Here is a 26,871-nt window from a genome sequence, read left to right on the forward strand (position 1 = left end):
GATTACACAATGAAAATCTCTCCCTCCCTGATGTGTATGGACCTGCTGAAATTCAAAGAGCAGATCGAGTTTATTGACCAGCATGCCGACTACTTCCATATCGACATCATGGACGGCCACTTTGTGCCCAATCTGACCCTGTCGCCGTTCTTTGTCGGCCAGGTGAAAAAGCTGGCGACCAGGCCGCTGGACTGCCACCTGATGGTTACCCGCCCGCAGGACTACATCAGCCCGCTGGCGCAGGCGGGCGCGGATTATATTACCCTGCATCCGGAAACCCTGAACGGCCAGGCGTTTCGCCTGATTGATGAGGTTCGCCGCCTGGGAATGAAGGTGGGGCTGATCCTCAACCCGGAAACGCCGGTTGAGGCGATGAAATACTATCTGCACAGGGCCGATAAGATCACCGTGATGACCGTCGATCCGGGCTTTGCCGGGCAGCCGTTTATCCCGGAAATGCTGGAGAAGATCGCCGAGCTGAAAACCCTGCGCGAGCGGGAAGGGCTGCACTACGAAATTGAAATCGACGGATCCTGTAACCAGAACACCTACAAACAGCTGATGGCGGCGGGGGCCGATGTGTTTATCGTGGGCAGCTCCGGCCTGTTTAATCACGCGGAAAATATCGACGACGCGTGGCTGCTGATGGCCAGCCAGATCCTGGCGGCGAAAAAAGAGGTCAAGCCCCATGCCTATACCGCGTGATGTGGTCGCCGGAGTGGATATGGGGGCCACCCATATCCGCTTTTGCCTGATGGCGGCAGACGGCACGGTGCTGAACTGTGAAAAAAGGCGCACGGCGGAGGTGATTGCCGCCGGGTTGGCGACCGGCGTGGCCGATTTTATCCAGCGCCAGCTTGCCGTGCTTAAAGCGCACTGCTGCGGGCTGGTGATGGGGTTCCCGGCGCTGGTGGGCAAAGATAAACGCACCGTTATCTCCACGCCCAACCTGCCGCTGGCCGCAGGCGAATTGCATAATCTGGCCGACAGGCTGGAAGCGGTGCTGGGCTGCCCGGTGGAATTTTCCCGTGACGTGAACCTGCAGCTCTCCTTCGACGTGGCGCAAAACGGCCTGACGCAGCAGGAAGTGCTGGCGGCCTACCTCGGGACCGGGATGGGCTTTGCCATCTGGCTGAACGGCGCGCCCTGCCTTGGCGCGCACGGCGTGGCGGGGGAGCTGGGCCACATTCCGCAGGGCGATATGGCCCTGCACTGCGCGTGCGGCAACCCGGGCTGCCTGGAAACCGTCTGCTCCGGTATCGCGCTGCAGCACTGGTACGCGCGGCAGCCGCGGGATTACCCGATGGGCGAGATTTTTACCCGCGCCGCAGACGATCCTTTTGTTCAGCAGCTGATTACCCACGCGGCGCGGGCGATTGCCACCGGCATTAACCTGTTCGACCCGGACGCGGTGATCCTCGGCGGCGGGGTGATGGATATGGTGGACTTCCCGCGGCCGGCGCTGATTGAACGGATAAAGCAGCACCTGCGCCGCCCGCTGCCGTATCAGGCGGTGCGGTTTATCGCCGCGTCATCTTCGGACTTCAACGGCGCGCAGGGCGCGGCAACCCTGGCGTGCGGGCGATTTATTCCGCAGGCGCGGCACTTAACCGCTTTAAATTAGCTTACCTTGCACCAGGTCAATGATGTCTGAGGTAGCGGTTGTCCGGTCCGTATTTCGTTTTATATTACCGACGCGTTTCGAAGCCGACTGACGTTCATCGGCTTAAAGGAGAATCCGGGAACGACGAATCAGTGTTCACTGAATAAAAGGGATATAACATGAAGATACACTTCCTGGGATCGGCCGCGTCTGAGGGCATCCCCAATCCGTTCTGCCGCTGTCACCACTGCCAGCAGGCCAGAGGCCTTAAAGGCAAAGATATCCGCACCCGCTCCTCCGCCATGATTGATGACGTGATGTTGATTGATATCGCGCCCGAGTTCAGCCAGCAGCTGCTGCGCGACGGGCTGGATGCGAACGGCATCACCGATCTGCTGTTCACCCATACCCACCCTGACCACTTTAACGTCGGCGATCTGTTCAGCCGGATGGAGGGCTACGGGTTTGAGATCGATAGTCCTCTGGCCGTCTTCGGCAATGACCGGGCGATTAACGGCTGCGCCGCGGTGCTGCCCGGCTTCAGTCAACGGCGCTTTGAGTTCAACTGTCTGCCGCCGTTTGTCACCGTCGAAAGCCACGGCTATCGGTTAACCCCGCTGCTGGCGAACCATGCCAGATGGGAACTGTGCTACGTCTGGGTGATTGAAAAGGAGGGAAAAACGCTGTTTTACGGCCACGATTCCGGCTGGTTCCCGGCGCAAACCTGGCAATGGCTGGCCGGGAAATCGCTGGATCTTGTGGTGCTGGAGTGCACTTACGGCTTTAACGGCGACGAACGCAGCGATAACCATATGAGCCTGGAAACGGTGTTCGCCGCGCAGCAGAAACTGCGCGAAACGGGCTGTCTGCACGCGCACAGCCAGACGGTGGTTTCCCATATTTCCCACAGCGGTGGCCTGATGCACGAGGAGCTGGTCGCCGCCTGCCGCGCCAACCATATCACCGTTGCGTATGACGGACTGACAGTTGAACTCACTCACGGACAAGCATAAATGGATTTCAAGAAAACCCCGCGGCTGCTGATCATGATGTTTGTGCAGTATTTTATGCAGGGGGCATGGAACATGACCCTGGGACTGGTGCTCAGCACCTGGGGTATGGCGACGATTATCGGCTCGTCGTATGCGCTGCTCGGCCTGGCGACCATCCTGTCCCCGCTGTTTATCGGCATGGTGGCGGACCGCTTTTTCGCCTCGCAGAAGGTGATGGCGATCCTGCATCTGATTAACGCCGTCGTGCTGCTGTGCGTGCCGCCGTTTATCGAGGCGCACAACACCGGCATGACCCTGCTGCTGATTTTCCTGGTGGGGTTACTGTTTTATCCCACCACCGCGCTGGCGAACAGCATCAGCTTCAGCCATATCGACGGCGTGAAGTCCTTCCCGGTCATCCGCGTGTTTGGCACCTTCGGCTTTATGGCGGTGGGCTTTATCATCGGGCAGATGGGCTATTCCGGGGATACCATCACCTGGTACATCGCCTCGGCAACCGGCGTGCTGCTGGGGCTGTACTGCTTTACCCTGCCGGATACGCCACCGAAAGCAAAAGGCCGCGCGCTGACCCTGCGCGATCTGCTGTGTCTGGATGCGCTGTCGCTGTTTAAGGACCGCAACTTCTCCATTCTGATGCTGAGCATCTTCGTGCTGATGGTGCCGAAAACCGCCTATTCCGCCTATATTCCGGTGTTCCTCAAGGCGCTGGGCTTTGATAACGCCGCGTCAATGATGCAGGTAGGGATCGCCTGCGAAGTGATCTTTATGTTCCTGCTGTCGTATTTCCTGCTGAAAGCGGGCTTTAAGGTCACGCTGATGATGGGCGCGCTGTGCTGGATTGTCCGTTCGCTGCTGTTTTCCCACGCGGCGGTTGACGCCAACATGATGTTTGTCCTGGTTGGCCTGATGCTGCAGGGGTTCTGCTGGGACTTCTTCTTCACCGTGGGGGACATCTATGTCGATCGCAAGGCGGCTCCCGAAATCAGGGCGCAGGCGCAGGGGTTGCGTTTTATCGTCTCCAACGGCTTTGGCCTGCTGTTCGCCTCGACCCTGTGCGGGCAGATATTTAACGGCACGGTGACCGGGCAGGGAACGGATTCGCTGCCGCAGTGGGAGAGCTTCTGGATCTTCCCGGCGATTGTGGCCGCGGTCGTTTCGCTGTTCTTCCTCCTCTTCTTTAAAGATGACCTGTCACAGCGGAAAACCGCAGCACCGCTGAAAGCCGCTAACTCGTAACGCCCTCCGCTTATCCGGCCTGCGAACGCTCGTGTCTGCAGGCCGGCTTCACTGCCGGCCCCGCACCGTTGTTAATGCCGCTCTCATGCCGCCGGCTGCAGACCCCAGATTTCTGCAGGATGTGCTCACTGAGCGCCCGCGAATCTGCACAATCTTGCTATTTTTAACGCGCTTCGCTACGTGGAATTTTTTTTCTAAAAAATGTATTTTTTGAAATGAAATCCTTGTTAAAGGTGAAAAGTTATGAACCGGTTACCCGTAACGTTTCCAAAATCGTCCGTAATGATTACGGGTTTTAGTTAAAAAGTCATGTGTAATCATGTGGTAATGGCATTTTCATGTAATGAAATGTAAAGTCGAAAATTTGAATATTAATGAAACTAAAAGGTCATTTTGTGATTTGAGTAGAATTTTGATTTCGATTTGGGTGCTATGTTATCAGCAGGTAAAAAACTGAAGAGTGATGAAACTTGCTGAGATGATAAACCGGGGGCTGACCGCCTCTCACCAACAAGCCGCACGCGGTTAAGGCAGAAAGGATCCTGAATCGTTGTTGCAGACACTCCCCGCAGGGGACTGGCGGCCGGAGATCGAAACGATCGGACGGACGGCGTTGGGTGACGTGCTTAAAACAGATTATCTCAGCATGGCCGTTTAATCATTGTATTAAAGATTGATGATTTAAAATGAATGAGTAAATAGTATCAGGGGGAGTCACACTAATTTTCATTGCCGTGCCAGGTTGGTTATTTCGTATTTTTTTATTATTAAATAGAACCGTTTACCCTGCTTAAAAGCGTCAGGATTATTCGTCACCTCTTTATATGGGGCGGTGAAGTATCACTTTTTTTAAATTTCCTGATGTTTTGAAAGTCATTTAATGAAAGGATAAATATATGTCTTTGTTGATGAATCTGAATACGCAACAACGAAAACGATTACATCAGATAACCTTAGTTGCCACATTCGGTGGCCTGCTGTTCGGCTATGATACCGGGGTGATTAACGGTGCCTTTTCTTCATTAAAAGAGAATATGGCCCTGACGCCGGACACCGAAGGCCTGGTGATGAGCGTGTTGCTAATCGGTGCCGCTCTCGGCAGCATCGGCGGCGGTAAAATGGCTGACTTCTTCGGCCGCAGAAAGTACCTGATTTATCTCTCCTTTGTCTTCTTTATTGGCGCAATCTTATCCGCCGCCGCCCCGAACGTCACCAGCCTGCTGATTGCCCGATTTATTCTTGGTTTTGCCGTGGGGGGAGCCTCGGTCACCGCGCCAACCTTTATCTCGGAAGTGGCCCCGACGGAAATGCGCGGCAGGCTCACCGGGCTGAATGAAGTCGCCATCGTTATTGGTCAGCTGGCCGCCTTTGCGGTCAATGCGGTGATTGGCCTGATCTGGGGGCATTTGCCGGAGGTCTGGCGCTATATGCTGCTGGTGCAGGCGCTGCCGTCCATTTTCCTGTTAATCGGCATGTGGCGCGCGCCGGAAAGTCCGCGCTGGTTAATCAGTAAAAACCGCCGGGAAGAAGCGCTGGCTATCTTAAAACAAATCCGTCCTGAAGCACGCGCGGTGCAGGAATACCAGGACATCATTACCCTCATTGAGATTGAAAAAGAGAAGAAGCTGCACACCCAGAGTGCCACCTCGGTGATTTTCAGCACGCCGTGGATTATGAAACTGATTCTGGTAGGGATTGCCTGGGCCGCACTGCAGCAAACCACCGGCGTTAACGTCATTATGTATTACGGCACGGAAATCCTTAAAACCGCCGGCTTCTCTGAGAAAATGTCGCTGATCTGTAACGTGCTGAACGGCGTCTTCTCCGTGGGCGGTATGATCTTTGGCGTGATGTATCTGGTTGACCGCTTCAAACGTAAAACGCTGATTGTCTATGGTTTTGCGCTGATGGCGACGCTGCACCTGATTATTGCCGGTGCCGACTACTTCCTGGTCGGAGATATGAAAGCCACCGTTATCTGGCTGCTGGGCGCGATCTTCGTGGGCGTCATGCAGGGGACCATGGGCTTCCTGACCTGGGTGGTGCTGGCTGAACTGTTCCCGCTGAAAGTGCGCGGCCTGTCGATGGGGATTTCGGTCTTCTTTATGTGGGTGATGAACGCGATCGTCAGCTACCTGTTCCCGGTGCTGCAGGCAAAACTGGGCCTGGGTCCGGTCTTCCTGATTTTCGCCGTCATTAACTATCTGGCCATTCTGTTTGTGGTCAAGGCACTGCCGGAAACGTCCAACAAGTCGCTGGAACAGCTGGAAGAAGAACTGTCTGCCGGTAACTGATAGCGTGATAGTGTGGATTCAATAAAAGGAGGCGGACTATGATTGATATTATTACCGTTGAAAACCTGCATCTTGGACGGCAGGCGAAGAACAAAGCCGAAGTTTTAGAGATGGTCGGTAAAGAGTTTAAGGCGAAAGGGTATGTAAGCCAGGACTGCGTGGCTTTTCTGAATGAAAGGGAACGCCAGGTGTCGACTTTCCTGGGGAACGGCATCACGCTGCCGCATTTACCCAAGTCGGAAAACCATATTATCGTGAAAACCGGCATTGAGATCTTCCAGTTTCCGGATGGCGTGATCTGGGACCGAAATAACGTCATGTTTATTGCGATTGGCGTGATAGCCAAAGAAAAAGAGCACATCGATGTCCTGCGTGATGTGGCTTCAATCTTTAGCGACGAGATTATCTCAAATGCACTGTCATTAATTTCCAGTGAAAAAGATTTCCTGAGAATTCTTAACCGGAAATAATATCCTCACCCATAGGTACGCTGCGTATCTATGGGTTTTCTTCCCTCAGCTCATACCAATACCGATTAACGTATTTACCAGCCCTGCGGTCATCAGTACCACACCGGGCACCAGGAAGTTAAGATCTTTCTTGCTGTAAAATTGCGTCATTAAGCCCAGTCCGACCGCGAACATCGGCAGGGAAATGATGGAAAATGTCGACATGCTGGCTCCTTTCTCTCTTGAGAATAATCCTATACTGACTTTGCTGAAATGCCACCCCAGTTAAAAAATAATTATCATTGCTCATGAGGTGTTCTGTTCATTATCAACAACTTGATAATGAAACTTTTTTATTATTTATCGTGAAGCCTTAGCATTACTGATAACCGAATCGGCCCGAAGGGCGGATGTCAGGTCGCGCGAAAAGGCATGGCGTTATTTTTGCATCGAAACCGTACCCGCAGCCATTCCGTTCCGGAGAAAAACCCCAGCCAGCAGGCAGATATATACCCTGGACTGGCCTTGGTCACTGTGAACCGCTGCAGGCTTTCATTCAATGGCAGCCGACCGGATACAAACTCAGACGTTTCTGAAGATGGTATGAGCTACCGGCCGGCAATCGTATATTCTGCCGCGCGCGGATTTTCGCAGGTGTATAACGTTTATGCAGCACGAATAATCTTAAATAAGGATGCCCCGCATAGCCCCTGTATTGACGAATCCGTTACCTCATTCCTGGCAGCAGTGAAGTCCCGTTCCGCGCTCCGTCAGTTCACCGTCCCCACAATGCGTAAATCGACTTCATCCGGCACCTCGTTATAGGACAGCACGTGCAGACCGGCGGCAAACAGGCGGCTGTAGCGGGCAATCAGCGGCCGCAGCTGCGGCGTCACCAGCAGTACCGAGGTGAGGTTCTGCGCCTTCAGCTGTTCCAGCACCACCGGCAGCGTGGTCTGCAGCTGGGTCAGAATATTCGGGTCCACCGGGAAGCTGTCCAGGCTCACTTTTCCGGCCTGCTGCGCCTGATTCAGGGAACCGAGCAGCAGGTTTTCCAGCGTATTGTCCAGCGTATAGGCCGACAGCGGCTTGCTGTCCGGTGCAATCGCCGCCACCATCGCCCGGCGCAGGGCGAAGCGCACGTCGGAGGCCAGCAGGATCGCATCTTTGGTGATCGCCGCGCTTTCCACCAGCGTAGTGGCGATGGTGGCGATGTCCTTGAGCGATACCTGATCCTGCAGCAGCAGGCGGTAGATTTTCAGCTGCTGGCTGTAGTTCAGGGCGGCGTTCAAATCTTCGGCCAGTCGGGGCGCCGTGCCCGACAGGCGCAGATTCAGCTGGGTGATATCGTCGTAGTTAAACAGCTCCGGCAGGTGTTCGCGGGTGACCCGGTTAATATGGGTGGCAATGACGCTGGCGCAGTCCACCACCTGATAGCCGAGGTTCAGCGCCTGCGGTTTCATCTCCGGGGTGATCCAGGTGACGGCCAGCCCGTAGGCGGGATCGGTATCCAGCACGCCGTCAATCTCGCCGTACTGCTCGGCGGTGGGGATCGCCATCAGGCGGTCCGGGTGCACCTCGCCGACCGCCGTACGTACGCCGTTCACCTTGATCGCGTACTGCGCCGGTTTCAGGCGGAAGTCTTCCCGGATCGACATTTCCGGCAGCAGCACGCCGCTGGTTTCCGACACCACCTGGCGCACGCCACGCACCCGCAGGGTCAGCGGATTGCCCTTTGATTTATCCACCAGCGTTACCAGCTTGTAGCCGAGATTCAGCCCCAGCGGCTCAATCAGCGGAATGCTTTCCCAGCAGACGTTCACGCTGTCGCTGTCGTCCAGCGCGCGGGTCAGCGCGGCGATCTCCTGCTCGCTCTGCGCCGGCTTTTCAATCACCTTGCTCTGCCGCCAGGCGGTAAACACCAACAGGGCGGTGAACACCAGGAACACCAGATGCGGCATGCCCGGCACAATGGCCAGCACGAACATCACGAAGGCGGCGGTATAGATCGTGGCCGGCTTGGCCATCAGCTGGCGGTGGATGTCGTCGGAAATCCCGCTGCTGTCGTCATCGCTGACGCGGGTGACGATAATCGCCGCCGCGGTTGCCAGCAGCAGGGAAGGGATCTGCGCCACCAGGCCGTCACCGATGGTCAGCAGCACGTACTGATCGAACGCCTGGCCGGCATCCAGATTGTACTTAAAGATACCGATCAGGATCCCGCCGACCACGTTGATAATCAGGATCATAATCCCGGCAATGGCGTCGCCGCGTACAAACTTCGAGGCCCCGTCCATCGCGCCGTAGAAGTCCGCCTCGTTGGCCACGTCCTTACGGCGCACGCGCGCCTGTTCCTGATTAATCAGCCCGGCGTTGAGGTCGGCATCAATCGCCATCTGCTTGCCGGGCAGGGCGTCAAGGGTGAAGCGCGCCGACACTTCGGAAATACGCTCGGCCCCTTTGGTGACCACCACGAAGTTGATGATCATCAGGATCACAAACACCACGAAGCCGACGACAAAGTTGCCGCCGATCACCACGTTACCGAAGGCTTCAATCACCTTACCGGCCGCGCCCACGCCGTCGTGGCCGTGCAGCAGCACCACGCGGGTGGAAGCCACGTTTAGCGTCAGGCGCATCAGCGTGGTGACCAGCAGGATGGTCGGGAACACCGAGAAATCCAGCGGACGCCGGCTGTTGACGCTCGCCAGCAGCACCATCACCGCCAGCACGATGTTAAAGGTAAACAGTACGTCGAGCACCATCGGCGACAGCGGCAGGATCACCATGGCCAGCACGCTGAGCAGCAGCAGCGGCACGCCAATGTGGCTGTTGCGCAGCAGGGATTTCATCTGGCCTGAATTAAACGTTGCCATGTTTTTTGAACTCACTTTCTGGGAGGGGAATATGCAGATCCAGGTGCGGTTTTTCGCCCTGCCCGGTACGCCAGGACTTGAGCTGCATAACGTAGGTCAGCACCTGCGCAATCGCCCGGAACAGGGACGCAGGGATCTGCTGGTTAACGCGCGTGCTGTAGTAAACCGCCCGCGCCAGCGGTGGAAACTCCACCACTTCAATCTGATGTTTTTTCGCCACGCGGCGGATGTGCAGCGCCACATCGTCCAGCCCTTTCGCCACGATATAGGGCGCGGCGGCTTTATCCGGTGCGTACTTCAGCGCCACCGCGTAGTGGGTCGGATTGACGATCACCACGTCCGCCTGCGGCACCTGCTGGTTAATTTGCCCCATCGCCATCTGGCGCTGCAGCTGGCGGATCCGCCCTTTAATCTGCGGGTTGCCGTCCTGATTTTTATGCTCGTCGCGCACCTCTTTTTTGGTCATACGCATTTTTTTGGTGAACATAAACCTGCTCAGCGGCACATCGATAAACGCAAATAACGCAATGGTCATCACAAACAGCTTCATCACCCCGGCGTACTGCATCAGCCCGGCGGTAATCGCGTCGTTCAGGAAGCGGGACTGTAGCGCCATCATCCCCGGCAGCTCGTCCTGAATGCTGGACCACAGCAGGCCCAGCAGGATGGCGCACTTCAGCACCATCTTCAGCACGTCGGTCAGATGCTGCTTGCCGACCAGGCGCTTAATGCCCGAGATCGGGTTAAGCTTTTTAAAGTCCGGTTTGATGCGCGTGGGCACAAAGATCCAGCCGCCGGGCACCAGCGTTGCCAGACAGGCGGCCAGCGGGATCGGCACCAGCGTGGCCAGTACTTTTAAAATAATCAGCACCTGGGTCAGCATAAACTGATGCAGCGCGCCGTCATCGTGAATGCGGCTGGCCATCTGGCTGACCGCGGTAAACGACGCCTGCACCAGGTCGCGGTAGTACGGAAAAAAGGCGCTGACGGTAAACAGGCTGGCAACCAGCCCGGCGGCCATCGTCACGTCCCGGGAACGGGGAATATCGCCCTTTTTACGCGACTTACTCAGCTTACTGGCGGTAGGCTTTTCACTTTTATCGCCGCTGCCTGAAGACATCAGTGGCTCCTTAGCTGGTCAAACTTCGCCAGAATCTGGTTGGTCAGCGACAGGTAGTGATCCAGGATGCTGCCGCTCAGCAGCATCAGGCAGAACAGGCCAAACAGCATGCTGATCGGGAAGCCGAGCGCAAACAGATTCAGGGTTGGCGAAATGCGGTTCAGCAGGCCGAATGCGCCCTGCACCAGCAGCATGATAAACACTGTCGGCAGCGCCAGCAGCAGCGCGCCGGTCAGCAGCCAGCCAACGCCGGTGGCGGCGGTGCGCAGGGTCAGCGCGTTGATCGCCTGACCGATTGGCCAGTAGATAAACCCTTTATACAGAATGGTGATCAGCAGCAGGTGGCCGTCCATACTGAAAAACAGCAGTACGGCGAAAACGAAGACGATCTGTGAAATCACCATCGTTGAGCTGCCGCTGCCCGGATCGTTCATCACCGCCATGCCCAGCCCCATATTCATCGACAGGATCGCGCCGGCGGTTTGCAGCGCCGAAAACACCCAGTTCAGCATCTGACCGAACAGCAGACCCCAGAGGATCTGCTCGCCGCTCAGCAGCAGCGTCTGCACGGTCATCAGCTCGTGCAGCACCACGTTGTTATCCAGCATTGGCACAATCAGGATGCTCAACAGCAGCGCCAGCCCGGCCTTTGCCTTACGCGGAAACGCCCGGTGCTCGAAGATCGGGCAGAAGTGGAAAAACGCCGCAATGCGCACAAACGGCAGCCACAGCGCCAGCAGCGGATCGATCAGTTGGTGAATAGAGATGCCCACGGTCAGCCCACTAAGGTTGCGGCCTGTTCAAAAATCAACAGGGTGAAATCAATCAGCTGCGTCAGCATCCACTTACCGGCGAAGACCAGAACCAGCATGGTCATCACCAGGCGCGGCAGGAAGCTTAGCGTCTGTTCATTAATCTGCGTGGTGGCCTGAAAGATGCTCACCAGCAGCCCGGTCATCAGGCTGGGAAGGATGGCGACGACCGAAATCATCAGCACCAATTTCAGCCCCTGGGCGATAATGTCGCCCGCCACGTCAATGGTCATCATGGCGACAGCCCCTGGACGCTTTGCGTCAGCGTGCCGACAACCAGCGACCAGCCGTCGCACAGCACGAACAGGATCAGCTTGAACGGCAGCGAGACGATCAGCGGTGACAGCATCATCATCCCCATCGCCATCAGAATGCTGGCCACGATCAGGTCAATCACCAGGAAGGGGATGTAGATCATAAAGCCGATCTTAAAGGCGGTTTTCAGCTCGCTCAGCACAAATGCCGGGGCGACAATCGTCAGATCCTGCTTTTCCGGTTCACCGCTGGCGTTAGCGATGGTCATGATTTGTGCCAGCGAGGTTGAGCTGGTCTGCGACAGCATAAATTTCTTCAGCGGCGCTTCCCCGGTGGCTAACGCCTGCTTCAGCGTGATTTCGTTGGACTGATAGGGGATCACCGCCTCTTCGTAGACCTGGGTCCACACCGGGCGCATCACCAGGATGGTCAGCATCAGCGCAATACCGGTCAGGATTTTGTTGGGCGGGCTCTGCTGCAGACCGATCGCCTGGCGCAGCAGCGCCAGCACGATAATAAAGCGGGTGAAGCAGGTCATCATCAGCAGCATGATCGGCAGCAGGCCGAGCAGGGTCATCAGGATCAGGATCTCAATCTTGACGCTGTAATCCTGGCTGCCGTCGGGCAGGGTGGTGGCGCTGAACAGCGCCAGCCCGTTCCCTTCCGCCCCTGCCATCAGCGGCAGAAACAGCACGCCGCCCGCCAGCATCAGCGGTATCAGCCTGGCCCAGAGTGAATGACTCATAGCGCCAGCTCGCCCAGTTCTTTGTTGTTAAACTCGATGATGCGCAGCCCGTACTTATCGTTCAGCACCACCACTTCAGCCTTGCCCAGCAGGATGCCGTTAACCTTCACATCCAGCGGTTCGCCCGCCATTTTGTCCAGCTCCAGCACCGAATCGTTATTGACGCCGATAAGCTCGGCCAGCGAGATCTCTACCGAGGCCACTTCCAGCGTCAGCGTCACCGGAATGCGGCTGAACAGCGAAAGATGGCGCTGCTTTTCGCGCTGCAGGGCGTGGCGCTCCGCCTCACCCTGGTCCTGGGATTCGATGCCCGGGGCATCATCGAGAGAAAAATCAAAATCGAGCGCGTTTTCCGCCGGGATATTTACTTCAGTCATGGGATTTCTCGTTGTTTAACTCGTTAAATTCTGAAAAGAACAGCTTGCCGTGGTCTTCAGCAATCACCGCGTTGAACAACGGCTGTTTGCCAATTAACAGCGGAACGCGTTCGCTCAAAGTCATTGGCAGAACATCGCCGTGCTTCAGCGTCAGCAGCTCCGCCACCGTCAGAGGAATACTGACCAGCCTGCCGGTTAAGCGGACGGGCAGCGTCATAAATGAGGTCTGTACACTGGCCGCCGGCTGCTCGGCGTGGGCCAGCGGACACATCTCCGCCTGCTGGCGTAAATTGGCCAGCAGGCGATCGACATGGGTGTTGTCCAGCAGGAGTGAAAAGCCCCCCTGATACCCTTCAAGCGTGAAGGTAATTTTGTAGGACCATTGCGTAATTAACGACGCGGGGTCGGGTTTAATCTGCAGTGCTTTGCCAAATAACCCTTCGCCGGTAATTAATGCCACCAGTTCAAGCGCCAGCTTGTTTTTCAGGCGCTCTTCCGTTTTTGTTACCGGCGTTTCCTCAATGCTAATGCCTTCCTGATTTTCTTTATTCAGTCCATAATAATCATGCAGCACGCTTAACAGCAGACTGCGGTCAATATCAAACGCCAGACTGCCAATATCGCTGGACAAAATCTGCGTATGCTTCTGCCAGACATCCATTGAAAATGCCATGGTTTTGAGCGCCACGTTAACGCGGTATTTCTTTAAGAAATAGGTATTCAGCTTGCCATCTAAACCGTCGTGCATATCGTTAAATATTTTCGGTATTTTATGATAGGGACGGCCCAGCTTATTGACTTCTAACTTGATCATGTCCGGGTGGTGACCAGCATGATAGATTTTTACACGGCTACAGCTCTGTCGCATGATTTTATTCCGTTAGATTTTTGTGTCCTCTGACTGAATACCTTCAGCAGTGAACAATTTTTCTCTGTCAGTAAAATAATATTTAATTTTTATGAATAAGGGTCGCTTTAGCTGTTTATCCGTTTACGGTTTGTAGCAGAGCGGCTCGCTTGCGTGTCCGAATTAGAACAACAACCTGTGATGATGGCAATTTAAACGTGATTATTAATTTTTTAAAATTCTTAGTGAAATTATTGATAGATCTTATTTAATTAATGTTTTTCACGTAACGCATTGATTTAAATTCAATAATATTTTTTTAATTCCAATTAATGTGACCCGAATCAACATTCTACGTATACTCGCTGCAAAATTTGGTTGTGGTGAGGATGTCCCGATCCTCTTTTATGTTCCTCCTCCGCTTCTGAGGCGCTTAAATCCTCCCCGGCCTTTTCACTCTGATGAATAATAACTTGCCCGCTCCGGTTTTAACTTGCCGGGTAAATAAGAGAGGAATCTGTTGTGAGCATCGCAGAAAATAATTCGGAAAAGAAAGGCTCAGGATTTATTGCCCGGGCGGAAGCCAGCGTTAAGCTTCTTGCGCTGGCACGCCGCGTGGCAAAGCATAATGTTCCGGTATTAATCACCGGTGAAACCGGAACCGGTAAAGAGTGCGTGGCGAAATATATTCATCATCATGCCTTTGAACATCCCGCGCCCTACGTGGGCGTAAACTGTGCGGCTATTCCGGAAAGCATGCTGGAAGCCATTCTGTTCGGCTATGAGAAAGGGGCATTTACCGGAGCGGTGAACGGTCAGCCGGGTAAATTCGAACAGGCTAACGGCGGCACCTTATTGCTGGATGAAATTGGCGATATGCCCCTGGCGCTTCAGGCAAAATTACTGCGCGTATTACAGGAGCAGGAAGTTGAGCGTCTGGGAAGCCATCAGCGAATTAAACTGGATGTTCGGTTAATTGCCTCTACCAATAAAAATCTGGAAGAAGAAATTGCCGCCGGGCGTTTCCGTCAGGATCTCTACTACCGTTTGTCGGTGGTGCCGATGCATATTTCCCCACTGCGCGAGCGCGTGCAGGACATTATTCCTCTGGCCGAGCTGTTTATGCGGAAGTATCAGCAGTTCTCTCTCTCTCCTTCCGCGCTGACCGCCGGGGCACGGAGCGCGCTGCAACACTATTCCTGGCCCGGCAACGTTCGCGAGCTGGAAAACGTGATGCAGCGTGGGCTGATTATGTCCGTCGATGGCGTGCTTGATGCCGGGTGCCTGGGCATCGGCGCGCAGCCCGCGGCCCCGGCGGACCCGTTCGGCGACGACACGACAGCCCTTCAGGCAGCCGGCGATCGCCCCATCAAGCAGCACGGGCGACTGGCGGAATACCAGTACATCGTTGATTTGCTGCGCTGCCACCAGGGTAACAAGTCCAAGACCGCCGAATCTCTCGGCATTACGCCGCGCGCGCTGCGTTACCGGCTGGCGTCAATGCGCCAGCAGGGACTGATCCCGGCCTGACCCCGGCCCTTAACCAGGAACACTTTTATGATCGACAAAATTTCCACAAACGGTGCGGCAGCCGGACAGGCGCAGATGATCGCCGACATGGCGAAACTGCGCGCCCAGGCAACCGGCAGCCGGATAGATCCGGCCGGTACGCTGTCGCAGACGGCTTCGCTCTCCACGCCGTCGTTCGGCTCCGTGCTGGACCAGGCCATCAGACACGTTGATAACCTGCAGCACGCGGCGGCGGACAGGCAGCGCGCGGTCGATATGGGGACCAGCGACGATCTGACGGGGGCGATGCTGGAAAGTCAGAAGGCCAGCGTGGCGTTTTCCGCCATGATGCAGGTGCGTAACAAGCTGACTACCGCCTTCGATGAAGTCATGAATATCTCAATTTAAGGTGCATCGTGGGCGAAAAAATTAAATCGCTGCTGGCAGGCTTGCCGCTGGCACAACTCAAAAAATGGTGGCTACCCGCCGCGGGCGCACTGGCCGCTACGGCGATCATTGTGGCCCTGCTGTGGCAGAACAACAGCCACTACACCATGCTGTTTGGCTCGCAGCAGAACATCCCGGTACCGCAGGTAGTGGAAGTGCTGAGCGGTGAGCAGATCCCCTATCGCGTGGAGCCGCAGAGCGGCAACCTGCTGGTGCGGGAAAGCGACCTGCCGAAGGCGCGCATGGCGCTGGCCGCGAAGGGCATCAGCGCCCGGACGCCGGCCGGCTACGAACTGATGGATAAAGAAGAGATGCTGGGCAGCAGCCAGTTTATCCAGAACGTGCGTTTCAAGCGCAGCCTTGAGGGGGAGCTGGCGCAGAGCATGATGGCGCTGGATACCGTCGAATTTGCCCGCGTGCATCTGGGGATCAGCGAAACCAGCTCCTTCGTCCTGAGTAATAAACCGGACAGCAGCGCCTCGGTGGTTCTGCGCCTGCGCTATGGTAAAGCGCTGGCCGACGACCAGGTCGCGGCGATTATCAATCTGGTTGCCGGCAGCGTGCCGGGTATGAAACCGCAGCAGGTGCGGGTGGTCGATCAGCACGGCGCGCTGCTTTCCGCCGGGCTGGATGAGCTGAACGGCCGCCAGGGCGGCAAATCGGGCAGCGAGGCGATTCAGCGCCTGCGCCAGGAAACGGAACGTAACCTGGCTAACGTGCTGATGCCGGTTATTGGCCAGGATAACTTCCGCATCAGCGTGGTGCCGCGCATTAACTTCAGCCAGGTGGAAGAAACCCAGGAACGCTTCAGCGGCGAACCGCGCCCGGCCAGCGAAAGCCTGATGCAGGAAAATACCACCGAGCAGCTGGCGGTGGGGATCCCGGGATCGCTGAGCAACCGTCCCGCCAACCCGCCGGCTGCCGCACCGGGTGCCAACGCCCAGCCGCAGCTGGCCACCCGCAACCAGGCGCAGCGTCAGTTTAATTACGATCGCGATGTACGCCACGTTCGCCATCCCGGCTTCCAGCTGGAAAAACTGTCGGTGTCGGTGGTGCTGAATCAGAACGCCGCCGCCGTGAAGGCGTGGACCCAGGAGAATCAGCAGCAGGTTGAAAAAATGCTCAGCCAGGCCGCGGGCATTGATGCCGGACGCGGCGACGCGCTGACCCTCAGCCTGCTCAGCTTTACCGAAACCGAGCCGTATGTTGAACCGGAAACGCCATGGTGGGAAAACCAGAGCGTGATCGACTGGATCAAACGCGGCGGCATTGCGCTGCTGGTGGGGACGATCACCCTGTTTGGCCTGCTGCCGATGATGCGCCGCTTCGGCCAGCGCAAAGAGGAAGCCGCCGCCGCTATGGCACAGCTCCCCCTCAACGGCGGCAGTGAGGAGGATGAGGACGGTGACGGTCAGGCTCCCGTCCTGCCCGCCAGCTCGTTCCAGGGCGATGAAAACCTGCCGCCGCAAAGCTCAGGTCTGGAAACCAAAATCGCCTACCTACAAACCCTGGCCCAAAGCGAAACCGATCGCGTGGCCGAAGTGATTAAACAGTGGATAAGCAGCAATGAGCGAAGCAGCAGTAGCAAATAAAAGCAAAAGCAGCGGGACGGGCAGCCAGCGTCCCCGCCTTGAGCAGGCGGCCATTGTCCTGCTGAGCATCGGCGAAGACGCCGCCGCCACGGTAATGAGCAAGTTCTCGCGCGAAGAGGTGCTGCGCCTCAGTGAAACCATGGCGCGCCTGCACGGCATTAAGGTGTCGCAGGCGCGACAGGCGATGAATAACTTTTTCCAGGACTACCGCGAGCTGAGCGGCATTAACGGTGCGTCCCGCAGCTATCTGCGCAACATCCTGGAACGTGCGCTGGGCGGCGAAATTGCCCGCAGCGTGATTAACGGCATCTACGGCGATGAGATCCGCTACCGCATGGCGCGCCTGCAGTGGGTGGATACGCCGCAGCTGGCGGCGCTGATCGACCAGGAGCATCTACAGCTGCAGGCGGTATTTCTCGCCTTCCTGCCGCCGGACGTGGCGGCCACGGTGCTGACCCATCTGGATGCCACCCGGCAGGATGAGATCCTCTACCGCATCGCCAGGCTGGACGACGTGAACCGTGACGTGGTGGACGAGCTGGATCGCCTGATCGAACGCGGCGTGGCGGTGCTGTCCGAACACGGATCGAAAGTGCAGGGCATCAGGCAGGCGGCAAACATCGTTAACCGCATTCCGGGCAGCCAGCAAACGCTGCTGGAGCAGCTAAACGCCCGGGATGCCAACGTGGTGGACGAGCTGAAAACCGAAATGTACGAGTTCTACATCTTAAGCCGTCAGAACGAAGCCACGCTGCAGCGCCTGCTGGAAGAGATCCCGATGGAGCAGTGGGCCATCGCGCTCAAGGGCACCGAAGCCGTGCTCAGCCAGGCGATCTATGCCGCCATGCCTAAGCGCCAGGTGCAGCTGTTACAGAGCACCATCTCGCGCCTCGGTTCTCTGCCGGTCAGCCGCGTAGAGCAGGTGCGTAAAGAGATTATGGTCCGCGTGCGCGAGCTGGCGGAAGAGGGTGAGATCCAGGTTCAGCTGTTCAGCGAACAGACCATGGAGTAGGTGAATGACTCATAAGCATCAGCAGTTAACCAACCCATCGCCGCGCCGCCATGCGTTTCCGCCGCTGCGCAGACCGCGGCCGCAGAGCGACGGCCAGCCGCTGGACGCCGCAGAATATCAGCAGCAGCTGATGGCCGGTTTCCAGCAGGGGATCAGCGACGGCTTCGGCCAGGGCATGGAGCAGGGTAAAGAGCAGGGCTATCAGGACGGGCTGAACCAGGGCCGCGAAGCGGGGCTGATTCAGGGGCGGGAAGACGGTAAACGCATCGCCCACACCGAATTTATGCTCGCCGCTCGCCCGCTGGACGATCTGATTGCGCAGATGCAGACGCAGCTGGATGAGCACGAACAGCGCCGCCGCAGCGAACTGTTGCAGCTGGTGGAGAAAGTGACCCGCCAGGTGATCCGCTGCGAGCTGGCCCTGCAGCCCACCCAGCTGCTGGCGCTGGTGGAAGAGGCGCTCAGCGGCCTGCCGGAAGCGCCGAAGCGCCTGCGGGTGCTGCTGAATCCGCTGGAGTTTTCGCGCATCAGCGAAAGCGAAGCGGAGAAAGTCAGCGAGTGGGGGCTGGTCGGCGATGCGACGATTGCCGAGGGCGAGTGCCGCATCGTTACCGAATCGGCGGAAATGGACGTCGGCTGCGCCCATCGCCTTGAACAGTGTATGGACGTGCTGTCGCAGAGCCTGACCGGGCCGCAGGATGAATCTGCAACATGATGACCCCGTCGGCCTTTGATAAGGCGCTTAAATCGATTGAAAACATCAATCTGGTTCGCGTGGCCGGGCGGCTGGTGCGGGCCAATGGCCTGCTGCTGGAGTCGCTGGGCTGCCAGCTGGCGGTGGGTCAGCGCTGCCAGATTGAGAGCAGCAGCGGCGAGCTGATAGACGCGCAGGCGGTAGGGTTCGATCGCGATGTCACCTATCTGATGCCGTTTAAACAGCCGCAGGGGCTGCGGGCCGGCGCACGGGTCTTCCCGGCGGAAAAAAACAGCGAACTGCTGATCGGTGACGGCTGGCTGGGCCGGGTGATCAACGGCGTGGGCGAACCGATCGACGGCCGTGGGAAGCTCGAAGGCGATACGGTGCTGCAGCAGCAGATCCCACAGATCCACCCGCTGACCCGTAAAGCGGTCGACAGTCCGCTCGACGTCGGCGTCAAGGCGATCAACGGGCTGTTGACCATCGGCAAAGGGCAGCGCGTCGGGCTGATGGCCGGTTCCGGCGTCGGTAAAAGCGTGCTGCTGGGGATGATCACCCGCTGCACCCGCGCTGAAGTGGTGGTGGTCGGGCTGATCGGCGAACGCGGGCGCGAAGTGAAGGAGTTTATCGAACACGCGCTGCAGGCGGCAGGCATGGCTAAATCGGTGGTGGTGGCGGCCCCGGCGGATGAATCTCCGCTGATGCGTATCAAAGCCACCGAACTGTGCCACGCCATCGCCAGCCACTATCGCGATCGCGGTAAAGACGTGCTGCTGCTGGTGGATTCGCTGACGCGTTACGCCATGGCGCAGCGTGAAATCGCCCTGTCGCTGGGCGAGCCGCCGGCGACCAAAGGCTATCCGCCGTCGGCGTTCGGCATTATCCCCAGGCTGGTGGAAACCGCAGGCAACGCGGAAGGGGAAGGTACGATGACCGCGATCTACACCGTGCTGGCCGAAGGGGACGATCAGCAGGATCCGATCGTCGACTGCGCCAGGGCGGTACTGGACGGCCACATCGTCCTGTCGCGCCAGCTGGCGGAAACCGGGCACTATCCGGCGATCGATATCGGCCAGAGCATCAGCCGCTGTATGAGCCTGGTCACGGAAAAATCTCACCAGCAGGCGGCGCGCGGGCTGAAGCAGATGTACGCCGACTATATGGCGATCAAACCGCTGCTGCCGCTGGGCGGCTACGTGGCCGGGGTGGATGCCGCGGCGGACCGGGCGGTGCGCCTGTTCCCGGCGGTGGAAAACTTTCTACGCCAGCAGGTAGACGAATGCAGCGCCCTGGAAAGCTGCATCAGCGGGCTGGAAAACCTGGCAAAAGCCTGAGGCGCCGACAGGCGTATCGACATAAAAATAATTAACGCGCAAGGAATTCGCGAATGAATAAGAAACCCGCCAGCCTCCAGGTGCTGGAAAAGCTGCACCAGATACGCCAGCGCGCGGTGGAGGACACCACGAGCAGGCTCGCCCAGCAGAAACAGCTGCAGCAGCGCTACAGCAACAATATCGAGGCGCTGCGGGCGCTGAGCGACAGCAGCGGCGGCATGGCCGCCGACGCCGCACAGATGCATAACCAGGCGCGCTTTAAGGCCACTATCCAGCGGGTGATTGACTGGCAGCAGCAGGAAAAGGCGCTGGCTTCCATCGAGCAGGAAGCCACCCGTCGCGAGCTGCTGGATAAAGCCAGTCAGGAAATGACCCTCAACGTGGTGATGGAGCAGCAAAAAGTCGCCATCAGACAGGCGCTGGAACGCGATCGACAAAAACTCACCGATGCCCAGGCGATGCAGAGCTGGCTGCGCAGGCATCGATCCGGGAAACCCTGAATACGCTATGAAACACACAACATCCATTCAACCCCAGGGCGGCAGTCGGGCACACGCCTTGCCGTTCGTCAGCGTGGTGACTCCAACGTGGAACCGCCGCGCCTTTCTACCCTATCTGCTGTATCTGTTTCAGTACCAGGACTATCCCGCCGAACGGCGGGAGCTGGTGATTCTGGACGATTCCGAAACCAGCAGTGCCGATCTGATCGACGGGATGAAAAAGTACGCCACCTGTCCGCAGCTGATCCGCTATTACCACCTGCCGCAGCGCCTGACCCTCGGTGAAAAACGCAACCGGCTGAACGCGCTGGCGAAGGGGGAATACATTGTCTGCATGGACGACGACGACTATTACCCGGCGGATAAAATCAGCTACACCATCGCCATGATGCAGCGCCACCGGGCAACTTTCGCCGGCTGCGACAGCATTCCTGTCTGGTACAGCCATATCGACCGTATTTATCGCAGCCACGCTTTTGGACCCAAACACGCGCTGAACGGCACCTTTGCCTATCACCGCTCGCACCTCCGTGGGCACCGCTATGACGACCGCGCGCGGCTGGCGGAAGAGGGCAGTTTTCTCAATGACTTCAGCACGCCGGTGCTGCAGCTTGCGCCGGAGCGCAGCATTCTGTGCATTGCGCACAATGCCAATACCTTCGACAAAGACTTTGTGATGGGCAGCGGTGAACGCGATCCGCGATCGCTGGATGATTACGTCATCGATCCCCACCTGCAGCGCTTTTATCAGCGGCTGCGGCAGGCGCCGGTCCGCTCGCAGATCGACTGGACCTTTTTTGAACGTATCCTGGTCACCGCGTGTCCGGACGATCCGGAGCGACAGGCGCGCTATCTCAGCGAACTGATGGCGCAGGGCGTTCAGCCGCAGCAGATAGAGGTGATCCACCGCGTCCCGGGGGCACCGCTGGCGGCCAGCCATCTGGCGGCGGCAGAACAGGCCCGCCGTGCGGGCTGGCAGAACTACCTGCTGCTGGATGACCGCACCCGCTTTGTTCGCCAGGAAAAGACCGTCATCAACCTCAATCGGCTGCTGGCCGCCTGCCGCGCGCTGCACTGGGACGTGCTGCTGCTGGGCTGCGAGCTGGAAAGAGGCCAGCCGCTGAGCGCCTTACCGGCGGCAATCCGGGCAACGCACGCTTCCCGCCCGGTGGCCTATGCGGTGAACCAGCCGCGCTATGACGAGTTTATCGCCATGCTCAGATCCAGCCTCGCACAGCAGCGGGCCGCCCCGGCCGATCTGCATCTACAGCAGAATCTGCAGTGGCAGGCGCTGTGCCAGCGCGGCCGCTGGCTGGCACTGTATCCCAGCTATATCTATCAGGACAGCGACGAGGACGGCCAGCCGCTGGCCCATCATTTTTTCCATAAACTGAATACATCACACGGCGCGAAAGGCGCCGGGGAGCCAACGTGATTTCGACTGAGAGTTATACCCCTGAATATGTTTTACGCCTGCGGCAGTTCACCGATGTCTGTGCCTGCCCGGGCTGTCGGCAGCAGCCGTGGCAGATAACCCGGCTCTGGCAGGATCAGATCCGCCACAGCGCACGGCCCGACTGCGATCGCGCCGCGCAGGAGATTATCTGCCGCGAGGATGCCTTTGTGCTGCACAGCGAGATTGCGCCGCCCCCGCAGGCGGCCCGCCTGGATCCGCGCCAGCAGGCGATGAATCAGGCGGCGATTAACCTGGCAATTGCCAGTGATGCCGCACCTGAAACGATCCTTTACGCGCTGGGCGTGCTGATCGGCAAAAGCCGCGAGCTGGCAGAACCGCAGCAGATTACGGCTTTTGGTGACGAGCTGGTGACGATGCTGCAGCAGGGAACCCTCGCGCAGGCCTTTGCACAACTGCCCCCGGTTGAAAGCTATAAGCTCGCTACGCTGCGGGCATTAAGCCGCAGCGATCTCGATGCCAGTTTCGATCCGCTGACCGGGATGACGCTGGTGCTGAAGCTTAACGAAATCAACGTGATGAGCACGCGCTATCTGCAGGACATGCTGGCGAGCCTGCAGCAGGACCGCCAGCTGGCCACTTTTATGCAGGAACGCCGCAGCGTGTTTATTAACGTGCTGCTGTATGTGTTTTATCACCACGTTTTCCCGGGAGTGGACGATCGGGCCTGGGAAGCGCAGTACAACCGTCTGTGTCAGCATTTTTTCAGTCTGAAAATGCTCTGTGCGCTGTTTATGCAAAGTTATCTGGTGCTGGATGATGAGACGCTCGCCGCGCTGTTTGCCGCCCTGCATCGCCTGCCGGACGCGGAAGTCCACGACGATCCGCTGCTGGGTGGCATTGCTTTATTGAAGTGAGTTATCTGCGAGTTTCGTCCCTTCGCAGGCTGGTTGTGCCCCCGCCCGGGCGGTCCTCGCGCCGCTTTGCGGTGCCCTCACTGCGTTCCTCAGCCTGTCGGACCGTCACAGACGCGCGTCTATTTCGGGTTGATTGCCGAATCAGTGGCCGACGCTGGCTGGTTGTGCCCCCGTCCGGGCGGTCCTCGCGCCACTTTGCGGTGCCCTCACTGCGTTCCTCAGCCTGTCGGATCGTCACAGACGCGCGTCCTGCGCGGCTGTGCCTTTCGGCCGCGTCCATGCGGCCGAATCCTGGCTTCCTCTCTCCGTTCAGCGCTGTGGATTGCCCGCTCGGGGGCACAGCCAGCCTGCTGTGTAACTTTTAGGTGATATGCGAAATACGGACGGGAAAAAAAGCGAGCACAATGTATCAAGGGGATCGGCGTGGGCGGCTGGTGGGCAATCCACAGCGCTGAGGTGGAGGCGGCGGGACCGGAGAGACCAGCATGGATGCTGGGCTCAGGCCTGGCGCGGGCAGGACGCCCGCTCCGGGCCGATCCGCAAGGCCCGCAGCCGGAGCCGAAGGTATCGCGCAGCGACGCGAGGACGCCAGCCAGCCGCCCACGGCGACCCCGGTACACCATGATGCCAGCAATCAGCAATCAGCAATCAGCAATCAGCAATCAGCAATCAGCGCTCCCCCCGAATTTAGCGAGAGTAAAGGTAATCCTGCGGATCGTCATGCAGCAGCGCGCCCAGCATCTCCTGCTGACTGCTGAGCAGCAAACCGTTGCGCTGGTTGAGCTGCTGACAAAGCCGCGCCTGCTGCTCAAGCTGTTGCCACCATTCGCCCGCCCGCTGGCGGAGTGCGGCAGGCAGGCGTGAAAATAGTGCCTGCAGGCCCTGGCCATCGGCGGGCAGCGCGAAGCCGGCCAGCGTCGTCGCCCGGCGGCGTGAACTGGCCTGCAGCAGCGGATAAATGGCCATCAGCGTATCGCCAATCTCCTCGCTGCGCGCGGCGCTGCAGGTCAGCAACGCCTGGCGCTGTTGTTCCAGCAGCACACGCAACCGCTGGTAATTCTGCGTATCCTGCTGCAGATCGTGAAGCAGCGCCTTTACGCGCTCGGTGGCATTGCTCATCGGCGGTAGTAGTCCATCATCGTTTTGGCCAGTGAGGCCGGGTCAGTATCCAGTTCGCCCTTGCCGATGGCCGCTTTCAGCTCCGCCACGCGCTGGCTGTCCACCTCCGGCATGTCGCGTAAGGCCTGCTGGGCCTGGCTGATCGGCGCGGAGGGGGCCGAAGACGCCGCCGCAGGGGTTTTGGCACTCTCTGCGGCCGGGCTTTTAATGGTGTTTTGCATGGCGCTGCCTGGAACTAAGAGATTAGAAGTAATTTTCATCGCTGGTTAACAACCCAAATTCGTTTCAATATCGTCTGTTTTCCAATAGCGACCCGCCGGCAGAAAACTTAAATCGGGGACGAAATAATTTCCGCCTGCGCGCTGCCCGGCCGTGTCTGAGCGGAAGTGTCGCTTCCGCCCGGCGCGTTACTGTGACGGGGCCAGCAGCATATGCACCACGCCCGGCCCGTCGACCACCGCGCTGACGGTACGCTGGCTGGTGAGGTTTTTAACTTTAATCACGTCGCCCCTGCGGCCTTTTTTCATCGCCTCGCCGATCATCTTCGCCTGTACGCCATCCTGTTCCGCCAGCATCACCACGCGCTGGCCGCGCTCCACCATCACCGGCTGATCCAGCAGGGAAGGAGAGATGGGCTGCATATCGCGAATGCGCTTTTTCACCGTCAGGCCGATGGCGTCATCCGGGTTGACGATGATGCCGTCGCGCAGTCCGGTGATGTTCTTCTTTTTTATCTCGACGTCGCTGGCCGCCAGCAGTCTGCCGCGTTCCAGCGTGTGCTTCGCCACCAGAATCGGCAGATAGATGTCGGGTTTCACCGTGACGTTGATTTCCCAGCCGCTGGCCCCTTCACAGCGAATATCGTAGCGCAGCCGGGACAGGTCAGGGCGGTCGCTGACCGGCATTGCCACGCTTAGCGGCCTGGAGCAGCGCGCAAAGCGGCTGGCTTCGGTCGGGATGAAGACGTTGATTTTGGTTTGGAAGCCCTGCCATTTCTTCAGGGCGGCGACGCGTTTGATATCCGCATCTGCGCTGGCCACGGCCTGGTTATAAATCTGCTTGCGGGCGGTTTGCGGTTCGGGGGCGGCAGCGGAAAAGAAGGGGATTCCCAACAGCGCCAGGCAGAGGAAAGATGCCTTCCCCTTTGTCAGCGGATTGTTCATGTAAACCTCGTAAAATCAATCAATTAAAAAGTTGGCACGGCTATTGCTAATAAGCGTGTGAATCATTGTTTAACTGAGGTTTTAACGTGGGAATAAGTTTTGACAAGGCATTGAGCGTACATCCTGCCGCACTACAGCTTCGACTTTCCCGAGCAGAGCTGTTGTCGGCCAACCTGGCTAATGTCGACACCCCAAACTTTCAGGCTAAAGATATTGATTTTGCCGCTGAGATGCAACGTTATCAGAACAAAAGTTCGTTAAGTTCTTCTCCTTCGGTGAAATATCGCGTGCCTTATCAACCCTCTACGGATGGCAACACCGTTGCACTCGACGTGGAGCAGGCCGAATTCGCGAAAAACCAGCTGGATTACCAGACCAGTCTGCAGTTTCTGAATTCGAAACTAATTGGCCTCAAGCAGGCCATTGAAGGGAAATAACCATGTCATTTAACGACATTTATCGCGTTTCAGGCTCGGCGATGACGGCGCAGACGGTTCGCCTCAACACCATCGCCAGTAACCTGGCCAACGCGGAGTCACCGGCGGCCAGTGAGGAAACGACCTATAAGGCCCGCCGTCCGGTATTTGCCGCGATCTATCAGCGCAGTCATCTGATGGATAACGCGGCGATGGCGGGCGCCCGGGTCCAGGTGCTGGACGTGGTGGAAACTGGTTCGGCTATCCGTCGCTATGAACCCGGCAATCCCCTGGCGAATGCCGAGGGCCAGGTGTTCTACCCCGATATCAATACGGTCGAAGAGATGGCCGACATGATGTCGGCATCACGCAATTTTGAAACCAACGTTGAGGTATTAAACAGCGTGAAAAGCATGCAGCAAAGCCTGCTGAGACTGGGAGAAGCCTGATGAGCGTGCGCAACGTAGAGAGCGGTTACAACAGCGATGACATCAATGCATCACGGGCGCCGGCGGGTAACGGCGGCAACGATCTGAACAATATGTTTATGAAGCTGCTGGTGGCGCAGATCCAGAATCAGGATCCGCTGAACCCCACCGACGGAACGGAATACGTTGGCCAGCTGGCGCAGATGACCCAGGTGCAGTCGATGCAGGATATGACCGGCATGATGCAGACCGCCGCCACGCTGGTCGACAACCTGCAGGTGCTGGCTATCGGCAATCTGGCCGGTCAGACGGTGATGGTGCGTTCCAACAAGATCAGTCTGGACGGCCAGGCCGTTAACGGCCGTCTGACGCTGGACCACCCGTCGGCCAATGTCACCGTACATATCAAAGACGCCGCCGGGAATGAAACCACGCTGGAGCTGGGCAAACAGGAAAAAGGGCTGGTGGACTTTACCGTCGATCCCGAGGCGCTGGGCCTGGAGAAAGGCGAATACACCCTGTCGGTGGTTACCGACGAGGGCGGCAGCAAAACGCCGATCGAGATCGCCGGTACCGTCAACAGCGTGCGTATCGGGCCGGACGGCTCGGCGCTGCTCAATATTCCCGGCCTGGGCGAAATACCCTTCTTTAATATCAGTCAGTTTGGCGGCCAGTCCGCGACTGCCAACGCGTAAG

General features: G+C 57.9%; 29 protein-coding genes. 18 read left to right on the forward strand and 11 right to left on the reverse strand.

Annotation, left to right across the window (positions count from 1 at the left end):
• The first annotated feature begins 9 nt into the window (after window positions 1–9).
• From alsE to PGH32_RS01415, 6 genes are all read left to right on the forward strand, one after another.
• Window positions 10–705 carry a D-allulose 6-phosphate 3-epimerase gene (gene alsE / locus PGH32_RS01390; RefSeq protein ID WP_314418420.1) on the forward strand — a complete coding sequence of 232 codons (696 nt, stop codon included), beginning with the start codon at window positions 10–12 and terminating at the stop codon, window positions 703–705.
• Window positions 689–1,624 (forward strand): allose kinase, encoded by a 936-nt coding sequence (alsK, locus tag PGH32_RS01395; RefSeq protein ID WP_314418418.1) that lies wholly within the window; start codon window positions 689–691, stop codon window positions 1,622–1,624. The genes alsE and alsK overlap by 17 nt, the downstream gene beginning before the upstream one ends.
• A 158-nt stretch (window positions 1,625–1,782) precedes the next feature.
• A complete protein-coding gene (locus tag PGH32_RS01400) occupies window positions 1,783–2,616 on the forward strand; it encodes an MBL fold metallo-hydrolase (protein ID WP_337892990.1) in 834 nt (277 codons plus the stop codon).
• Complete coding sequence (locus tag PGH32_RS01405; protein WP_314418414.1) at window positions 2,617–3,852, forward strand: MFS transporter; 1,236 nt, start codon at window positions 2,617–2,619, stop codon at window positions 3,850–3,852.
• An 896-nt stretch (window positions 3,853–4,748) separates the two neighbouring features.
• On the forward strand, window positions 4,749–6,146 hold the full coding sequence (locus PGH32_RS01410) for a sugar porter family MFS transporter (RefSeq protein WP_123335888.1): 1,398 nt from the start codon (window positions 4,749–4,751) through the stop codon (window positions 6,144–6,146).
• Between the two features lie 38 nt (window positions 6,147–6,184).
• Window positions 6,185–6,616, forward strand: coding sequence for a PTS sugar transporter subunit IIA (locus PGH32_RS01415; protein WP_314418408.1), 432 nt, complete (start codon window positions 6,185–6,187; stop codon window positions 6,614–6,616).
• Window positions 6,617–6,661: 45 nt separating this feature from the next.
• Here PGH32_RS01415 and PGH32_RS01420 read toward each other — a convergent pair whose 3' ends face one another.
• The 8 genes from PGH32_RS01420 to PGH32_RS01455 form a co-directional block, all read right to left on the reverse strand.
• The gene (locus PGH32_RS01420; protein ID WP_172606527.1) at window positions 6,662–6,820 is read right to left on the reverse strand and encodes a hypothetical protein; all 159 of its coding nucleotides are present in this window, start codon (window positions 6,818–6,820) and stop codon (window positions 6,662–6,664) included.
• Between the two features lie 545 nt (window positions 6,821–7,365).
• Window positions 7,366–9,471 carry a flagellar biosynthesis protein FlhA gene (locus tag PGH32_RS01425; RefSeq protein ID WP_337892991.1) on the reverse strand — a complete coding sequence of 702 codons (2,106 nt, stop codon included), beginning with the start codon at window positions 9,469–9,471 and terminating at the stop codon, window positions 7,366–7,368.
• Window positions 9,458–10,591, reverse strand: a complete 1,134-nt coding sequence (flhB, locus tag PGH32_RS01430; RefSeq protein ID WP_314418404.1) for a flagellar biosynthesis protein FlhB — start codon at window positions 10,589–10,591, stop codon at window positions 9,458–9,460. Before flhB ends, PGH32_RS01425 begins: the two co-directional genes overlap by 14 nt.
• The gene (fliR, locus tag PGH32_RS01435; protein WP_337892992.1) at window positions 10,591–11,364 is read right to left on the reverse strand and encodes a flagellar biosynthetic protein FliR; all 774 of its coding nucleotides are present in this window, start codon (window positions 11,362–11,364) and stop codon (window positions 10,591–10,593) included. The genes flhB and fliR overlap by 1 nt, the downstream gene beginning before the upstream one ends.
• Before the next feature lie 2 nt (window positions 11,365–11,366).
• Window positions 11,367–11,639, reverse strand: coding sequence for a flagellar biosynthesis protein FliQ (gene fliQ, locus PGH32_RS01440; RefSeq protein ID WP_172606528.1), 273 nt, complete (start codon window positions 11,637–11,639; stop codon window positions 11,367–11,369).
• Window positions 11,636–12,403: a flagellar type III secretion system pore protein FliP gene (gene fliP / locus PGH32_RS01445; protein WP_337892993.1), complete on the reverse strand. Its 768-nt coding sequence runs from the start codon at window positions 12,401–12,403 to the stop codon at window positions 11,636–11,638. Before fliP ends, fliQ begins: the two co-directional genes overlap by 4 nt.
• On the reverse strand, window positions 12,400–12,780 hold the full coding sequence (fliN, locus tag PGH32_RS01450; protein WP_314418401.1) for a flagellar motor switch protein FliN: 381 nt from the start codon (window positions 12,778–12,780) through the stop codon (window positions 12,400–12,402). Before fliN ends, fliP begins: the two co-directional genes overlap by 4 nt.
• On the reverse strand, window positions 12,773–13,648 hold the full coding sequence (locus tag PGH32_RS01455) for a FliM/FliN family flagellar motor switch protein (RefSeq protein WP_337892994.1): 876 nt from the start codon (window positions 13,646–13,648) through the stop codon (window positions 12,773–12,775). The genes fliN and PGH32_RS01455 overlap by 8 nt, the downstream gene beginning before the upstream one ends.
• A gap of 501 nt (window positions 13,649–14,149) precedes the next feature.
• On the opposite strand from PGH32_RS01455, the gene PGH32_RS01460 reads away from it, so the two are divergent.
• The 9 genes from PGH32_RS01460 to PGH32_RS01500 are packed head-to-tail and all read left to right on the forward strand — an operon-like array spanning window position 14,150 to window position 23,049.
• Window positions 14,150–15,157 (forward strand): sigma-54 interaction domain-containing protein, encoded by a 1,008-nt coding sequence (locus tag PGH32_RS01460; protein WP_337892995.1) that lies wholly within the window; start codon window positions 14,150–14,152, stop codon window positions 15,155–15,157.
• Window positions 15,158–15,187: 30 nt separating this feature from the next.
• Window positions 15,188–15,544, forward strand: coding sequence for a flagellar hook-basal body complex protein FliE (gene fliE / locus PGH32_RS01465; protein WP_443112759.1), 357 nt, complete (start codon window positions 15,188–15,190; stop codon window positions 15,542–15,544).
• A gap of 8 nt (window positions 15,545–15,552) precedes the next feature.
• Window positions 15,553–17,175: a flagellar basal-body MS-ring/collar protein FliF gene (gene fliF, locus PGH32_RS01470; RefSeq protein WP_337892996.1), complete on the forward strand. Its 1,623-nt coding sequence runs from the start codon at window positions 15,553–15,555 to the stop codon at window positions 17,173–17,175.
• Complete coding sequence (locus PGH32_RS01475; RefSeq protein ID WP_337892997.1) at window positions 17,150–18,187, forward strand: flagellar motor switch protein FliG; 1,038 nt, start codon at window positions 17,150–17,152, stop codon at window positions 18,185–18,187. Before fliF ends, PGH32_RS01475 begins: the two co-directional genes overlap by 26 nt.
• Before the next feature lie 4 nt (window positions 18,188–18,191).
• Entirely contained in the window at window positions 18,192–18,902 is a 711-nt protein-coding gene (fliH, locus tag PGH32_RS01480) for a flagellar assembly protein FliH (RefSeq protein WP_337892998.1), read from the forward strand.
• Window positions 18,902–20,218, forward strand: coding sequence for a flagellar protein export ATPase FliI (gene fliI / locus PGH32_RS01485; RefSeq protein ID WP_314418879.1), 1,317 nt, complete (start codon window positions 18,902–18,904; stop codon window positions 20,216–20,218). Before fliH ends, fliI begins: the two co-directional genes overlap by 1 nt.
• A 53-nt stretch (window positions 20,219–20,271) precedes the next feature.
• Window positions 20,272–20,718, forward strand: coding sequence for a flagellar export protein FliJ (locus PGH32_RS01490; RefSeq protein ID WP_314418386.1), 447 nt, complete (start codon window positions 20,272–20,274; stop codon window positions 20,716–20,718).
• A 7-nt stretch (window positions 20,719–20,725) separates the two neighbouring features.
• Entirely contained in the window at window positions 20,726–22,153 is a 1,428-nt protein-coding gene (locus PGH32_RS01495; RefSeq protein WP_337892999.1) for a glycosyltransferase family 2 protein, read from the forward strand.
• A complete protein-coding gene (locus PGH32_RS01500; protein ID WP_337893000.1) occupies window positions 22,150–23,049 on the forward strand; it encodes a hypothetical protein in 900 nt (299 codons plus the stop codon). The genes PGH32_RS01495 and PGH32_RS01500 overlap by 4 nt, the downstream gene beginning before the upstream one ends.
• A gap of 687 nt (window positions 23,050–23,736) precedes the next feature.
• Here PGH32_RS01500 and flgN read toward each other — a convergent pair.
• The 3 genes from flgN to flgA all read right to left on the reverse strand — a co-directional run bounded on the left by flgN (window position 23,737) and on the right by flgA (window position 25,331).
• Window positions 23,737–24,168: a flagellar export chaperone FlgN gene (flgN, locus tag PGH32_RS01505; RefSeq protein ID WP_314418382.1), complete on the reverse strand. Its 432-nt coding sequence runs from the start codon at window positions 24,166–24,168 to the stop codon at window positions 23,737–23,739.
• Window positions 24,165–24,389 carry a flagellar biosynthesis anti-sigma factor FlgM gene (gene flgM / locus PGH32_RS01510; protein WP_314418381.1) on the reverse strand — a complete coding sequence of 75 codons (225 nt, stop codon included), beginning with the start codon at window positions 24,387–24,389 and terminating at the stop codon, window positions 24,165–24,167. Before flgM ends, flgN begins: the two co-directional genes overlap by 4 nt.
• A gap of 186 nt (window positions 24,390–24,575) precedes the next feature.
• Entirely contained in the window at window positions 24,576–25,331 is a 756-nt protein-coding gene (gene flgA, locus PGH32_RS01515) for a flagellar basal body P-ring formation chaperone FlgA (protein ID WP_337893001.1), read from the reverse strand.
• Between the two features lie 86 nt (window positions 25,332–25,417).
• Between flgA and PGH32_RS01520 the strand changes: the two genes are divergently transcribed.
• The 3 genes from PGH32_RS01520 to flgD are packed head-to-tail and all read left to right on the forward strand — an operon-like array spanning window position 25,418 to window position 26,870.
• Window positions 25,418–25,768 (forward strand): flagellar basal body protein, encoded by a 351-nt coding sequence (locus tag PGH32_RS01520; protein WP_314418378.1) that lies wholly within the window; start codon window positions 25,418–25,420, stop codon window positions 25,766–25,768.
• A gap of 2 nt (window positions 25,769–25,770) precedes the next feature.
• The gene (flgC, locus tag PGH32_RS01525) at window positions 25,771–26,196 is read left to right on the forward strand and encodes a flagellar basal body rod protein FlgC (protein WP_337893002.1); all 426 of its coding nucleotides are present in this window, start codon (window positions 25,771–25,773) and stop codon (window positions 26,194–26,196) included.
• On the forward strand, window positions 26,196–26,870 hold the full coding sequence (flgD, locus tag PGH32_RS01530) for a flagellar hook assembly protein FlgD (protein ID WP_337893003.1): 675 nt from the start codon (window positions 26,196–26,198) through the stop codon (window positions 26,868–26,870). Before flgC ends, flgD begins: the two co-directional genes overlap by 1 nt.
• Window position 26,871: the final 1 nt, after the last annotated feature.

The sequence above is a fragment of the Erwinia sp. SLM-02 genome (assembly GCF_037450285.1).
GTDB lineage: Bacteria > Pseudomonadota > Gammaproteobacteria > Enterobacterales > Enterobacteriaceae > Erwinia.

What these genes read in the sequence shown, in the direction of transcription:
- alsE (WP_314418420.1), top strand. Translation starts at nt 10, where the DNA reads ATGAAAATCTCTCCCTCCCTGATGTGTATGGACCTGCTGAAATTCAAA.
- alsK (WP_314418418.1), top strand. Translation starts at nt 689, where the DNA reads ATGCCTATACCGCGTGATGTGGTCGCCGGAGTGGATATGGGGGCCACC.
- PGH32_RS01400 (WP_337892990.1), top strand. Translation starts at nt 1,783, where the DNA reads ATGAAGATACACTTCCTGGGATCGGCCGCGTCTGAGGGCATCCCCAAT.
- PGH32_RS01405 (WP_314418414.1), top strand. Translation starts at nt 2,617, where the DNA reads ATGGATTTCAAGAAAACCCCGCGGCTGCTGATCATGATGTTTGTGCAG.
- PGH32_RS01410 (WP_123335888.1), top strand. Translation starts at nt 4,749, where the DNA reads ATGTCTTTGTTGATGAATCTGAATACGCAACAACGAAAACGATTACAT.
- PGH32_RS01415 (WP_314418408.1), top strand. Translation starts at nt 6,185, where the DNA reads ATGATTGATATTATTACCGTTGAAAACCTGCATCTTGGACGGCAGGCG.
- PGH32_RS01420 (WP_172606527.1), bottom strand. Translation starts at nt 6,820, where the DNA reads ATGTCGACATTTTCCATCATTTCCCTGCCGATGTTCGCGGTCGGACTG.
- PGH32_RS01425 (WP_337892991.1), bottom strand. Translation starts at nt 9,471, where the DNA reads ATGGCAACGTTTAATTCAGGCCAGATGAAATCCCTGCTGCGCAACAGC.
- flhB (WP_314418404.1), bottom strand. Translation starts at nt 10,591, where the DNA reads ATGTCTTCAGGCAGCGGCGATAAAAGTGAAAAGCCTACCGCCAGTAAG.
- fliQ (WP_172606528.1), bottom strand. Translation starts at nt 11,639, where the DNA reads ATGATGACCATTGACGTGGCGGGCGACATTATCGCCCAGGGGCTGAAA.
- fliP (WP_337892993.1), bottom strand. Translation starts at nt 12,403, where the DNA reads ATGAGTCATTCACTCTGGGCCAGGCTGATACCGCTGATGCTGGCGGGC.
- fliN (WP_314418401.1), bottom strand. Translation starts at nt 12,780, where the DNA reads ATGACTGAAGTAAATATCCCGGCGGAAAACGCGCTCGATTTTGATTTT.
- PGH32_RS01455 (WP_337892994.1), bottom strand. Translation starts at nt 13,648, where the DNA reads ATGCGACAGAGCTGTAGCCGTGTAAAAATCTATCATGCTGGTCACCAC.
- PGH32_RS01475 (WP_337892997.1), top strand. Translation starts at nt 17,150, where the DNA reads ATGAGCGAAGCAGCAGTAGCAAATAAAAGCAAAAGCAGCGGGACGGGC.
- fliH (WP_337892998.1), top strand. Translation starts at nt 18,192, where the DNA reads ATGACTCATAAGCATCAGCAGTTAACCAACCCATCGCCGCGCCGCCAT.
- fliI (WP_314418879.1), top strand. Translation starts at nt 18,902, where the DNA reads ATGACCCCGTCGGCCTTTGATAAGGCGCTTAAATCGATTGAAAACATC.
- PGH32_RS01490 (WP_314418386.1), top strand. Translation starts at nt 20,272, where the DNA reads ATGAATAAGAAACCCGCCAGCCTCCAGGTGCTGGAAAAGCTGCACCAG.
- PGH32_RS01495 (WP_337892999.1), top strand. Translation starts at nt 20,726, where the DNA reads ATGAAACACACAACATCCATTCAACCCCAGGGCGGCAGTCGGGCACAC.
- flgN (WP_314418382.1), bottom strand. Translation starts at nt 24,168, where the DNA reads ATGAGCAATGCCACCGAGCGCGTAAAGGCGCTGCTTCACGATCTGCAG.
- flgM (WP_314418381.1), bottom strand. Translation starts at nt 24,389, where the DNA reads ATGCAAAACACCATTAAAAGCCCGGCCGCAGAGAGTGCCAAAACCCCT.
- flgA (WP_337893001.1), bottom strand. Translation starts at nt 25,331, where the DNA reads ATGAACAATCCGCTGACAAAGGGGAAGGCATCTTTCCTCTGCCTGGCG.
- flgC (WP_337893002.1), top strand. Translation starts at nt 25,771, where the DNA reads ATGTCATTTAACGACATTTATCGCGTTTCAGGCTCGGCGATGACGGCG.
- flgD (WP_337893003.1), top strand. Translation starts at nt 26,196, where the DNA reads ATGAGCGTGCGCAACGTAGAGAGCGGTTACAACAGCGATGACATCAAT.